At 74.5% G+C, this 12,717-nt stretch carries 6 protein-coding genes; 4 read left to right on the top strand and 2 right to left on the bottom strand.

What is annotated here, in order from left to right:
- Both ACN267_RS05055 and ACN267_RS05050 read right to left on the bottom strand, forming a co-directional pair.
- Positions 1-7,488, bottom strand: a complete 7,488-nt coding sequence (locus tag ACN267_RS05055) for a beta-ketoacyl synthase N-terminal-like domain-containing protein (protein WP_421488045.1) — start codon at positions 7,486-7,488, stop codon at positions 1-3.
- Positions 7,489-8,223: 735 nt separating this feature from the next.
- Entirely contained in the window at positions 8,224-8,826 is a 603-nt protein-coding gene (locus ACN267_RS05050; protein WP_204961530.1) for a TetR/AcrR family transcriptional regulator, read from the bottom strand.
- Positions 8,827-8,900: 74 nt separating this feature from the next.
- Here ACN267_RS05050 and ACN267_RS05045 point away from each other — a divergent pair, with 74 nt between their 5' ends.
- From ACN267_RS05045 to ACN267_RS05030, 4 genes are all read left to right on the top strand, one after another.
- Positions 8,901-10,010 (top strand): FAD-dependent monooxygenase, encoded by a 1,110-nt coding sequence (locus tag ACN267_RS05045; protein WP_421488044.1) that lies wholly within the window; start codon positions 8,901-8,903, stop codon positions 10,008-10,010.
- A gap of 82 nt (positions 10,011-10,092) precedes the next feature.
- Entirely contained in the window at positions 10,093-11,223 is a 1,131-nt protein-coding gene (locus ACN267_RS05040) for a sensor histidine kinase (protein WP_421488043.1), read from the top strand.
- Complete coding sequence (locus ACN267_RS05035; protein WP_421488042.1) at positions 11,220-11,891, top strand: response regulator; 672 nt, start codon at positions 11,220-11,222, stop codon at positions 11,889-11,891. Before ACN267_RS05040 ends, ACN267_RS05035 begins: the two co-directional genes overlap by 4 nt.
- 131 nt (positions 11,892-12,022) lie before the next feature.
- The gene (locus ACN267_RS05030) at positions 12,023-12,691 is read left to right on the top strand and encodes a DUF2306 domain-containing protein (RefSeq protein WP_421488041.1); all 669 of its coding nucleotides are present in this window, start codon (positions 12,023-12,025) and stop codon (positions 12,689-12,691) included.
- The last annotated feature ends 26 nt before the right edge of the window (positions 12,692-12,717 follow it).

Below are 12,717 nucleotides of genomic sequence, written 5' to 3'. Positions count from 1 at the left end.
TCACCGGCCCGTCAGGAGTTCGTACAGTTCGCCCAGGCGCTGCCCCTGGCGTGCGATGTCGGCGAGGGGAACGTCCCGGCCGAACCGGCGGGCGAAGTCGCCGCGCAGCCGGGCGAAGTCGAGCGAGTCGAGGCCGAGATCGCTGAGCCGCTGCGACTCGTCCCAGCGGTGCACGTACGCACCGAGGAAGTCGCGGATGTGGTCGGCGGTCGGCGGTCCACCCGCCGCTGCGGCCCCTGGCCCGGCCCGGTCCGGGGAGCGGTCCTGCGGTGCCTGCTCCCCCAGGTCGTAGGCGGCCAGGTGCAGACCGGTGGCGGTGCCGGCCAGCAACCCGCCGACCACCTGACCGAACAGCCGCAGCGCGGCCCCGGTGGGCAACGGTGTCTCGCCCGCCGACCGGGCCGCCGCGAGCGCCCGCGCGTTGCCCGCCGCCATTCCCACCTCACCCCAGGTGCCCCAGGCGACGGACGCCACGGCCGGTCCTGCGGCGGGCGTCGCCCACGTCACCGCCGCGTCGAGCCACCCGTTCGCCGCCGCGTAGTTCGCCTGGCCGGCCGCGCCGAACAGCGCACTCGTGGACGAGAAGGCGACCATCCAGCGGGTGCCGGCCACCCGTGCCCACTCGACGAGGCGGTCCCAGGCGAGTTTGGGCGCGAGCACCGCCGGGAGTCGACCGGGGTCGAGATGGCGCACCAGGCCGTCGTCGAGCGCCCCGGCGAGGTGCACCACGCCGGCGAAGCCGCCGAGACGTCCGAGGTCGGCCAGGCCGTCACCGGTGGTGAGGTCCACCCGCGCGAACCGTACGCCGGGCCGCAGTGTGCCCGGGTCCGTCCGGCCGGTGACCACCACCCGGTCGGGGGTGACCCGCTGGTGGTGCAGCAGCCAGTCGGTGACGGCCCGGCCGATGCCACCGGTGCCGCCGACCAGCAGGACGTTGCCGCCCGTGGCGCCCAACGTGCCGGCCGGTAGGTCGGGTTGGTCGATCGGGATACGGCGCGGTGCGAGCAGAACGCCGTCGTGGGCACGCAGATCGGGTTCGGTGAGGCCGGCCGGCAGCTCGGGTGTCGCCTCGTCCGTGTGGTAACGCAGCACGGTGAGCCCCGCCTCCTCGTGCGGAAGACAGCGGCTCATCGCCGCGGCCAACCCGCCGTACCGGTCGACGGGCAGCACCAGGACCAGCCGACCCCGGGCCTCGACGCCGGCGAGGTGACGCAGCACCGACAGCAGGGCGGCACCACCGTCGTGCGTCGTCGGGCAGTGCAGGACGGCGACAGCCTCCGGGCCGGTCAGCGCCGCCGTCAGCAGTGCGGCGGTCTCCGGCCTGCCGAGTTCAGCCCGCGGCAGGTCCGGGACGGTCGCCGGCCGGACGGCCCCGACCGGCAGCCAGCGGATGTCGTACAGCCGGCCGCCGCTGCTCGACGGTACGAGCCGGTCGAGGAACGCGACCAGGCCGGCGAGGACGTCGGCGCGGTGCCGCACCATGAAGTCGTGACCGCCCTCGTGCCCCCTGGTCTCGACGATCGGGCTCGTCGTGATGTCGGCCCAGCCGTCGGCCGCCCCGGCCGGGAACGACACGTCGGTGCTGCCGTGGTGCACCTGCACGGGGCAGTCGAGGCGTCGACCCCGGACGGCGACCCGGGCGGCGTGCCGGGCGTCGCGGGCCAGGTCCTCGTGCAGCCGGGGCAGCACCTCCGCCTGCCAGCGTGGATCGGCACGCAGCTCGTCCGGCGCCAGGAGGTAGCCCTCGACCGGCAGCTCGTCACCGGGCTGCGGTGCGGTGAGCGGAGCCCGGCCGACCACACACACGGCGTCGACCCGGCCGTCCGCCGCCCAGTGGGCCAGGTCACCGGTGAGCAGGTCGACGACGTGGGAGGCGCCGGAGCTCAGGCCGCAGAACGCGACAGGCGCGTCCCCGGCGTCGGCTTCGATCCGCGCCGCCAGGTCGGCTGCGGTGGGGTCCACGGCGACGACGTCGAGCCAGTCGGGTGCCGTGTGGGCCCAGGAGCGGAACATGTCGGGGGTGCCACCGGCGTACGGGAAGCAGTACAGCCGCACCCGGCCGGCCGGCCGGTCGGCGAACCGGGTCAGCGGGCCCGCGCCGGCTCCGGTCGGGGTCGGCAGGGGGTCGACGTACACCGACGCCTCGGGCCGTGTCCAGTGACTCGTGGGCGCGAACCGGTACGTCGGCAGCGCCCGGCGCACCGCCGGCGGCACGGCGGGAGCGCCGTCGTGGAGCGCGGCGAAGTCGAGGTCGACGCCGTGACACCACAGCTGCCCGAGCGCGCTGAGCAGGCCCGTCTCGTCGTCGGCGGGGTCGGCGAGCGTCGCCAGCGTGCGGGCGGCGCTGTCGGGGTGGGCCGCCAGGCACTTGGCCGACAGCGTGGTCAGCACCGTGCCGGGCCCGATCTCGACGAGGATGTCGGGCTCCCAGCGCAGCAGCGTGTCGACGGACCCGCGCCACCGCACCGGCGCGAGGGCGTGCTCCGCCCAGTACTCGCCGGGCCGGTAGCCGGCGTCGAACCAGGCGCCGGTCACGTTGCTGACGACGGGGACGGCGGGAACCCGTGGTGCGAACCGGCCGGCGGCCTCGGCGAGGCGGTCGGCGACCGGTGCCATCAGCCCGCTGTGGAAGGCGTGCGAGACGGGCAGGGCCCGGCAGGAGAACCCGATGTCGGACAGTTCCGCCGCGGCGGCACGCAACACGGTGGACGGGCCGGAGAGCACCGTCCGGCCGGGGGCGTTCTCGGCGGCCAGCCAGAGGTCGGTACGGCCGGACAGCCAGTGGGCGAGCCGCTGCTCGTCGCCGTGCACACCGAGCATGCCGCCGGCCCCCTGCGGCCCCGGGGCCAGCCGCTCGGTCGCCGTTGCCCGCACCGCCACCAACTCGGCGGCCTCGTCGAGGTCGAGCAGCCCGGACACGGCCGCGGCGGCGTACTCGCCGATGCTGTGTCCGGCCACCGCGACCGGGACGACGCCGACGTCGACGAGGGTGCGCGCGAGGGCGTACCCGACGGCGAAGAGCCCGCACTGGGTCGTCAGCGGGCGGCGCACGGACCTCTCGTCGGCACCGAGGATCAGCTCGCCCGGGTCGACGTCCAGGTGCCCGGCGAGGTGCGCACACGCCTCGTCGAACAGGCGGCGGAACCGGCCGCCGTCGACCCGGCCCCGAGCCAGCGAGCGCGCGGTGGCGGCCCGCTGGGATCCCTGTCCGGAGAAGCAGAACGCGACGGTGGCCGGCCGTCCACCGTGGCGCGGCACGGCGGTGCCGAGCGCGGCGGCGGCGGTGGGCCGGTCGATGACGACCGCGGCGCGCCACGGGTGGGACTCCCGGGTGAGGTGCAGCGCCCGGGTCGCGGCGGCGAGGTCACCGTCGGACACCTCGGCCAGGTGGGCGGCGACGGCCGCCGCCTGACGCGGAAACGACTCCTCGTCGCGCGCGGACACGGTCGCCAGCTGCGGTGCGTACCGGAGGACGTCGTCGCCGGACGCCCGCTCCGCGGTGGGGCCCACGGCGTCGGCACCGACGAACTCCTCCAGGATCACGTGGGCGTTCGTGCCGCCGATGCCGAAGCTGGAGACCCCGGCCCGGCGGGGCAGTTGCCGCTCCGGATCGACCACGGTCCAGGGCCCCAGTGTGGTCCGCACGGTGAACGGCGAACCGTGCGTGTCGACCAGGTCGACCAGCTTCGGATTGAGCGTGTCGTGGTGCACGGTGGGTACCAGGGTGCGGTGGTGCAGGCTGAGCACCGTCTTGATCAGGCCGGTGATGCCGGCGGCGCAGTTGGCGTGCCCGATGTTGCCCTTCACGCTGCCGATCGCGCAGCTCCCGGTGACCGGCTCCGCGCCGTCGCGGTGTTCCTCGAACGCGGCACGCAGCCCGGCGAGTTCGATCGCGTCGCCGACGTGCGTGGCGGTGGCGTGGCACTCCACGTACGAGATCTGGTCGGAGGTGACGCCGGCCATGGCGATGGCGTCGGAGATGCACCGTGCCTGCGCCTGCGCGCTCGGCGCGGTGTAGCCGGCCTTCATCCGCCCGTCGTTGGAGACGCCGTATCCGGTGAGCACCGCCCACACCGGGTCGCCGTCGGCCAGCGCGACATCCAGCCGCTTCAGCACCACCGCACCGACCGCGTCGCCGAACAGGGTGCCGCTCGCCGCCGCGTCGAACGGGCGGACCACGCCGTCGACGCTGCCGACGAGACCCTCCTCGTAGCGGTAGCCGAAGTTCGGGAAGGTGAGCGCCGAGGCGCCGGCCACCGCCATGTCGCACTGGCCGGTGGCGATGGACTGCGCGGCCTGGGCCACGGCGACCAGCGCGCTGCTGCACGCCGACGTCACGGTGACCGCGGGGCCACCGAGGTCGAGCAGGTACGCCACCCGGGTGGCGATGTAGTCCTTCTCGTTGCCGATCTCGGTGAGGAACACCCCGACCGGGTCCAACGGCTCGGTCAGGCCACCGCCACGCAGGTGGTGGATCAGGTAGCCGTCGATGCCGCAGGCCGCGAAGACACCTGTCCGTTCCCGGTAGGGGTTGTCCCGGCGGGCGTAGCCGGCCTGTTCGAGGGCGGTCCACGCGGTCTCGATGAAGACCCGGTGCTGCGGGTCCATCAGGACCGCTTCCCGCTGTCCGATGCCCCAGAACGCGGCGTCGAAGGTGTCCGCGCCGTCGACGAGCTGGGCGGCGGGCACCCATCCGGGGTGGCCCAGGATTTCTTCCGCGACGCCCTTGTGCCGCAGCTGTTGTGGCGTGAGCACGGTGAGCGAGTCGGTGGCGGCGCACAGGTTCGCCCAGAACGTGTCGATGTCGTCCGCCCCGGGGAACCGGCCGGCCATCCCGACGACGGCTACCCGGGTTTCCCCGCTGCCCGTGGTCCGGGCCCGCCGGGTCCGCTCGGCGACGCCGCTCCCGCCCGCGCAGCGGGCGGCCATCATCCGCAGCGTCGGGGCCTGGAAGATGTCGACGACCGGGAGCGCGATCCCGAACCGGCTGGCGAGCACCCCCGAGAGGCGGGCGGCGCTGAGGGAGTCGCCGCCCACGGCGAAGAAGCTGTCGTCGATGCCGGGTGTGCTGCCGAGCACCTCCCGCCAGGCGGCGGCGATCCGCCGCTCGACGGAGTTGAGCGGGTCGGCGGCCGTCTCCTCGGGCACCGGCGCGGCGGGCGGGGGCGGCAGCGCGGTCAGGTCCAGCTTGCGGGCGTCGCCGCCGCTGACCGGCATCGCGGCGAGGCCGACGAGGTGTCGCGGCCGGGCGTATTCGGGCAGTTCGCGGGCGGCCCGGCGGCGCAGTCGGGCGAGCACGGTCGGCGTCGGTTCACCGGTGGCCCCCTGCACGTAGGCGACGAGTTCGGCGGGTTGACCGGTGCGCCGGTCGGGCACGGGCCGCACCACGACGCGGGCGACGCCGTCCTCCTCGGCGAGCACGTGTTCGACCGTGCGCAGCGAGACCTTGAAGCCCCGCACCTTCACCACGTCACCGGTCCGACCCAGCACCTCCCACTCGCCGTCGGGGCGCAGCCGGGCGCGGTCGCCGGTGCGGTAGAACGTGGACGTGGCGAACGGGGTGCCGGCGAACACGTCGGGGGCGGCCACGAACCGCTCGGCCGTCTTCGCGGGATCGTCGAGGTAGCCGGTGGCCACCCCGGGCCCGGCGACGAGCAGTTCACCGACGCCGCCGCGGGGCACCGGTCGACCGGTGTCGTCCAGCAGCACCGCCGCGCTGCCGTCGAGCAGCCGCCCGACGGGCGCGAAGGGGGAGACCGGTCCGTCGCGGGCGGGCACCAGGTCGGCGTACGAGACGTCGAGGCTCTCCCAGGTGCTGTACGCGTTGACCAGCCGGACCCCGGGTGGCATGAGCGCGACCGCCTTGTCGACGATCCGGGTGGGCACCACCTCGCCCATCAGGAACACGATCTCCATGTGGGCCAGGTCGCGGGCCACGGCCGGTCCGGTGAGCGGGTGGTCGAGCAGACCCTCGAACAGGGAGGGCGTCACCACGATCCGGGTGATCCGCTGCTCGTGCAGGGTGGCCAGGAGGCGTACCGGGTCGACGATGTGGTCGTCCGGGATGATGACGGCCGGGCGGCCACTGAGCAGGGGACGTAGGCATTCCCATGCGAGAAAGACGTGGAGTCCGTCGCGCGACCCTGCGGTGTACGGGTAGCGGGCCTCCCGCGCGTCGAAGCAGTACAGGCAACCGAGATGGGTGTTGAGGACGGCCTTCGGTGTGCCGGACGTGCCGCTGGTCATCGAGATCAGGGCGATGTCGTCCGGGGCGGCCCGGCCGAGGACGGGTACGGGGCCCGGGGCCGGCGTCGCGTCCAGCACCAGGGTGGGGTATTCCGTCGGCACCGTCGCGGCGAGCTGCGGCGTGGTGACGACCATCCGGACCTGGGCGCTGGCCAGGAACTGGGCGAGCAGGGTGCCGGGCCAGTTCTGCTCCAGCAGGCAGGCCGGCGAGCCGAGACCGAAGCAGGCGAGCAGGGCCACCGGGTACTCGGCGGTGTGGGGCAGCAGCAGGCCGACGACGTCGCCCGCCCCGACACCGCGTGCGGCCAGCGCACCGGCGACCGCGGTGGCGTGGTCGCGCAGCTCCCGGTAGGTCCACCGGCGCGGGGTCTCCAGCAGCGCGAGAGCGTCCGGGGTCGCGTCGACGCGCGCCTCGAAGCGCTGCCAGACGCTCTCGGCGGGCGGGGGGTACGGCGGCCCGGCAAGTACGACGCTGGGGCCGACCGCGGCCCGCACCGCGTCGAGGCGGTCGGTGATGTCGGCGAGGAGGGGGGCGCGCTCACCCAGGGTGAAGAAGTGCCCGCCGGCGAACGTCCGGAGGTCGGGTGTCCTGCCGAGATCGGTGCTCCAGCCGGCGAGTTCGGCGGCGGTGACCGTCGGGTCGTCGGTGCCGGCGTAGACGACGCAGGAGATCTCCTCCGGCAGCGCGCCTGCCGGGGCGACGGCGGCCTCGTCGAGGGCCAGGTCGGCGCGGAGCGGGGGCAGCATCAGGGCGAGCAGGTCCGGATCGGCCAGCAGGTCGGCGGGGACCAGCCCCCACTGTCGTACCAGGTGGACGAGGTCGTCGTCAGGGAGGTCGACTGTCGGTCGCGCCGGCGGCAGGTGCGGTGCGCGGTGCGCGGACAGCATCAACAGCCGGGGCACGCGCAGTCCGCGCTCCGCGAGCCTGCGGCACACCTCGAACGCGACGAGCGCCCCGAAGCTGTGCCCGAAGAACGCGAACGGGGCGCCGTCGTCCAGTCGGTCGACGAGGGTGGCGAGGTCGTCGACCAACCGGGCGCGGTCGGTGTAGGAACGGTGGTCGGTGACGCCGGCCGGGTGCCGTTGGTCGGCGGGGGTGCGTCGCTGACCCCGGTCCGGCAGCGCGAAGCTCACGACCTCGACGTCGGCGGGCAGGCCGGCCGGCCATTCGGCGAAGCTCTGCGGACCGCCGCCGGCGTGGGGGAAGGCGAACAACCGCAGTGCCACGTCGTCGCGTCGCACGAAGACAATGGGCTCGACGTCAATGTTTACCGAAGAGCCCCCACTGACGACTGACACCCAACGGTCCCCGTTTTCATCGACGCCAAGCTATACCGAGCCACAGTAGACGGAGCCGACTACGGCCGCAAGATGCACCACGCAATACCGGATCGGAACAGCTTTTGGCATTCACATGTCACGGGTCACAGTTCACCTGCCGGAAACACAGGAATATCTATTCAACCTATCGGCAAAATAGATATTGGAGTCTTGTTTGCGCCGCTCATCAACCTTGACGCCGATGTCATGCCGCCGTTGACAGACCCCTCCCGCCAGCGTGGAAGCAAATTCCGTTCCGTGGAATTCCCGCGCCCAGGACGGATACCCGCGTGCCGCCGCAGCCCGGCCGCAGATCGGCTCGACACGCGACCGGCATCCGGACCAGGCGCAGTCCACACCGGAATCGACATTTCGGGGGGATGGCCGGCAATGGGCGCACCCAAACGCCGGCAGCGACCCCAGCCGGGTAAAACGGACGTTAATCCCGCACTGTTCCGGCCCAGCGGAATTCGCCCATCCGACACCGGTCGGCGGCAGGTCGGGGCACCGGGACGGCACCGCGCGGCCGATCGGCGTCGGTCCCACCCCGGCCCTGCTGCGGCGCCGCTCGCGGTCGGGGCCGGCTGCGCCGGCGGGAACGGGCCCGGCGACGAAGGGTCGAGACGGAGGCGATTCAGGCCCTGGCCGGGATGCGACTCAGGGCCGGGGCGTCCACGGGCGCAGGGCGACCTCGGTGGCCTGCTGGAGGGACGCCCGGATCGTGGCCGGGTCGGCGCGGCGGCGCGGGTCCTCCAGGAGCGTGGTCAGGGCGGCGGTGGCCGCGCCGACGAACGCGCCGACCAGGGCGGCGGCGCTGACCTCGTCGAGGCGGTCGGGATAGGCGGCGGCGAGGTGCCGGGCGATCTCGCGTTGACTCTCCCACTGCAACTGCAGGGCCCGACCCCGGACGGCGGGCACCTCCATGGTCAGCCGGATCCGCAGCGCGGCGAGCGGACCGGTCATGTCCCCGCTCTCGTCGTTGGCCTGCCGCAGCGCACGCAACAGCACCTCGGCCGGTTCCTCGTCCGGCGACCGGCCGGCGATGGCCTCGACCGCGACGCGCACCCGACGGTCGGCCTCCGGGAAGAGCAGATCCTCCTTGCTCGGGAAGTAACTGAAGAAGGTACGGGTGCCGATGTCGGCGGCGGCGGCGATCTCGGCGATGGTGGTCGCCTCGTAGCCCTGGCGTCCGAACAGGTCGACGGCGGCGTCGACAAGCGCTTGGCGGGTGCGGGCCCGCTTGCGGTCGCGGAGGGACATCGGCACACCGTACCGCACCGAACGCAAATCTGCACTCATTGCATTTCTGCACTGAGTGCGGAAAAGTTCGGGTCATGCGTACCGTACTCATCTCCGGGGCCGGCGTGGCCGGCCCGACCCTCGCCTACTGGCTGGCCCGCGCGGGATGGCGGCCCACGGTGGTCGAACGCGCGGCCGGGCAGCGCTCCAGCGGCAACCCGGTCGACGTCCGCGGACCGGCCCTGCCGGTGGTCGAACAGATGGGTCTGGTGGACGCTCTGCGGGCGGCGGCCACCCACGCCACCGGCCTGCGGATCGTCGACCCGGCGGGTCGGCCCGGTCGCCGCATCGCGATGCCCGCCACCCGCAGCCCGACCGGCACCACGGAGATCGAGGTGCCCCGCGCCGACCTCGCCCGCATCCTGCACGACGCGGCCCGCGACGACGCCGAGTTCCGGTACGACGACACCGTCACCCGACTCGACCAGGACCCCGACGGGGTGGACGTCACCTTCGCCACCGGCCCGCCCCGCCGGTTCGACCTGGTCGTCGGCGCGGACGGGCTGCACTCGACGGTCCGCCGGCTCGCCTTCGGCCCGGAGCGCGACGTCGTCCGCCACCTCGGCCTCTACGTGGCCACCACACCGCTCGGCGAGGCACCGGAGCACCCCCACGACGTCCTGCTGCACAACACACCGGGCCGGCTCGTCGCGATCCACCCGGTCCGGGGCGAGGCGGGGGGCGCCTTCATCTTCCGGCACCCCGCCGTCGCCGACTTCGACCACACCGACACGGCCCGGCACCGGCAGATCCTCACCGACGCGTACGCCGGGGAACGTGGCTGGCGGATCCCCGAGCTGCTGGCCCGGGCCCGACAGGCCGACGACCTCTACTTCGACGCGGTCACCCGGGTGGTGCTGCCGTCCTGGTCCACCGGGCGGGTGACGCTGCTCGGCGACGCGGCGGCCTCGGTGTCGTTGTTCGGCGACGGGTCGAGCCTGGCCATCGCCGGGGCCCGTACCCTGGCCGCGGCCCTCGCCGGGAACGAACCCGCCGCCGCCCTGCGCCGCTACGAGGCCGAGCACCGACGCCGCACCGACCGGCGCGGGCGGACCACCGGCCTCGTGGCGGCGGTGCTGGTCCCGAGGAGCCGCCCGGGGGTCGCCGTCCGCAACGCGCTCGCCCGGTTGCTGCCGGCCGGCTGACCCCCGGAGGGCACCCCCGCGATGCTTCCCACCCGCGCCGCCGGGGCACCGGACGGATGCCCGCCGCCCGTACGATTTCCCTGTGCGCGAGCTGCTGCGGTCCTGGTGGCGTGAGCCCCGCCCGGCGCGTCCGGAACCACCCGGGTGGCGTGACGGGACGCTGGTCGCCCTGCTGGTGGCGGCGGCGCTGGTGGAGGGGCTCATCCGGTGGGGCAGCCTGCCGCGGCCGGCGGCCGTGCCGGTCCTGATCGGCGTCGGTCTCGCCCCGGTCCTGCTGTGGCGGCGGAGCCGGCCGCTGCTCGTGACGCTTGTCGCCTTCCCGGTCTGCGCCGTGGGCGAGATCCTCGTCGGTGGCGACCTCGGCCTGCACACGCTTGCCTACCTGCTGCTGGCGGTGTTCGCGCTGACCCGCTGGGGGTCGGGGCGGGAGGCCGGATTCGGCGTGGCCCTCGTCGCCGCGAAGATCACCTGGTCGACCGTGGTCGGTCACCTCGGCCCGGACGACGCCCTCGCGGGGGCCGGGGTGGTCGCGGCGGCCCTCGCGGTCGGGGCCGCGCTGCGGTGGCGGGAACGGGCCCGGCGACGGGAGGTCGAGCAGGTGACGCTGCGCGAGCGGGAACGGCTGGCCCGCGACCTGCACGACACGGTCGCCCACCACGTGTCCGCGATAGCCGTCCGGGCCCAGGCCGGGCTCGCCCTGATGCAGACCCATCCCCCGGCCGCCGCTGAGGCGTTGCGGCTGATCGAGACGGAGGCGAGCCAGGCGCTGACCGAGATGCGCGCCCTGGTCCGGGCCCTGCGCCGCGACGAGCCGGCCGACCGGCTGCCGAGCCCCCGCATCGCCGACCTGCGGCAGTTGGCGGGTCGGACCGGTGACGGGCCGGCCGTCGAGGTGGACCTGGTCGGCGACCTGGACGGCCTGCCGGCCCCGGTGGCGGCCACGATCTGCCGGCTGGCCCGGGAGTCGGTCACCAACGCCCGCCGGCACGCCCGGGACGCGACCCGGATCACCGTCCGGGTGGTGGCCGACGGGGAGACGGTGCGGCTGCGGGTCAACGACGACGGTGTCGGCCCCCCGACACCCGGACGCGACGGCTACGGGCTGGTCGGGATGCGGGAACGGGCCCACCTGCTCGGCGGCTCGCTCGACGCCGGCCCCGAGGAGGACCACGGGTGGACGGTCACCGCCGCACTGCCCCGGGCCGTGGCATGAACGGCGGGACCCGGGTACGGGTGCTCGTGGCCGACGACCAGGAGATCGTGCGGACCGGGCTGGCGATGATCCTCGCCGCCCAACCCGACGTCGAGGTGATCGGCGAGGCGGCCACCGGGCAGCGGGCGGTCGAGCTGGCCCGGCGGCTGCGCCCCGACGTGTGCCTGTTCGACATCAGGATGCCCGGCGTGGACGGGATCGAGGCGACCCGGCTGCTGGCCGGGCCGGGGGTCGCGGACCCGATGGCGGTGGTGGTCATCACGACCTTCGACCTGGACGAGTACGTCTACGCCGCGCTGCGCGCCGGCGCCCGGGGCTTCCTGCTCAAGGACTGCGGCCCGGCCCTGCTCGCCCAGGCCGTCCACGCGGCGGCCGCCGGGGACGCGCTGATCGCGCCGCAGGTCACCACCCGGCTGCTCCGGGCGTTCGCCGACGCCGGCCCGGCCACCCCGCCCCGCCAGCCGGTCGAGCGGCTGACCGACCGGGAGGAGCAGGTGTTGGGAGCGGTGGCCCGGGGACGCACCAACACCGAGATCTCCACCGAGCTGCACATCACGCTGAGCACGGTCAAGACGCACGTCGCCAGCCTGATGGCGAAGCTGGGTGCCCGTAACCGGGTCGAGGTCGCGATGTGGGCGTACGAGACCGACCGGCTGCGCGGCGGCTGAGGCCGACCTCCGCCGATTCCCTCCATGGTGGATGGCCGCCGAAAGTACGGTCGACGAACCCGACCATCGGCCGGCACGACGGCGGCCCGTGGACCGATGAGCCGGCCGGGTCAGGTCGCCATGCTCGGATCATGACGACGCGACGACGGGACTGGCCCCTCCTCACCGGGCTCATCGCGCTCAGCGCGCTGCCCACCCTCGGCAGCGCGCTGCGGGTGGCCGCCCTCGCCGGTGGGGCCGAGGTGACCGCCGCCAACGAACGTTTCTTCGCCGCGCCGGTCCCGGTGCTGCTGCACATCGCCGCTGCCGTCACGTTCAGCCTGCTGGGGGCGTTCCAGTTCGCCCCAGGGTTCCGGCAGCGTCACCGGGCCTGGCACCGCCGGGCGGGCCGGGCGCTTGTCGTTTGTGGACTGGTGGTGGCCGCGACCGGGTGGTGGATGAACGCCACCTATCCGCTGCCAGCCGGCGACGGCCCGCTGCTCATGGTGCTGCGCTACCTGTTCGCCGCCGGCATGTTCGTCGCCGTCGCCCTCGGTTTCGTGGCCGTCCGGCGGCGACGGCTACCCCAGCACCGGGCCTGGATGATGCGGGGCTACGCGGTCGCCCAGGGCGCGGGCACCCAGGGCGTGCTGCTGTCGACCTGGGCGCTGGCGGTGGGGCCGACGACCGAGCTGTCCCGGGCACTGCTCATGGGGGCGGCCTGGACGCTCAACCTGCTCGTCGCCGAGTGGCTGATCCGCAGGCGGCGGCCCGGCACGGTCCCGGCGACCCGCCCGACGACGCTCGCCGCCACCGGCTGAGCGCAGACGGGACGGGACCGTCCCCT

The organism is Micromonospora sp. WMMD734 (genome assembly GCF_049178975.1).
GTDB lineage: Bacteria > Actinomycetota > Actinomycetes > Mycobacteriales > Micromonosporaceae > Micromonospora > Micromonospora wenchangensis.
Note: the sequence above shows the minus strand (reverse complement) of the source record. Positions and strands in the feature narration are given on the sequence as shown.

Coding starts and splice junctions, on each gene's coding strand:
- ACN267_RS05050 (WP_204961530.1), bottom strand. CDS start 8,826: ATGTCCCTCCGCGACCGCAAGCGGGCCCGCACCCGCCAAGCGCTTGTC.
- ACN267_RS05030 (WP_421488041.1), top strand. CDS start 12,023: ATGACGACGCGACGACGGGACTGGCCCCTCCTCACCGGGCTCATCGCG.
- ACN267_RS05035 (WP_421488042.1), top strand. CDS start 11,220: ATGAACGGCGGGACCCGGGTACGGGTGCTCGTGGCCGACGACCAGGAG.
- ACN267_RS05045 (WP_421488044.1), top strand. CDS start 8,901: ATGCGTACCGTACTCATCTCCGGGGCCGGCGTGGCCGGCCCGACCCTC.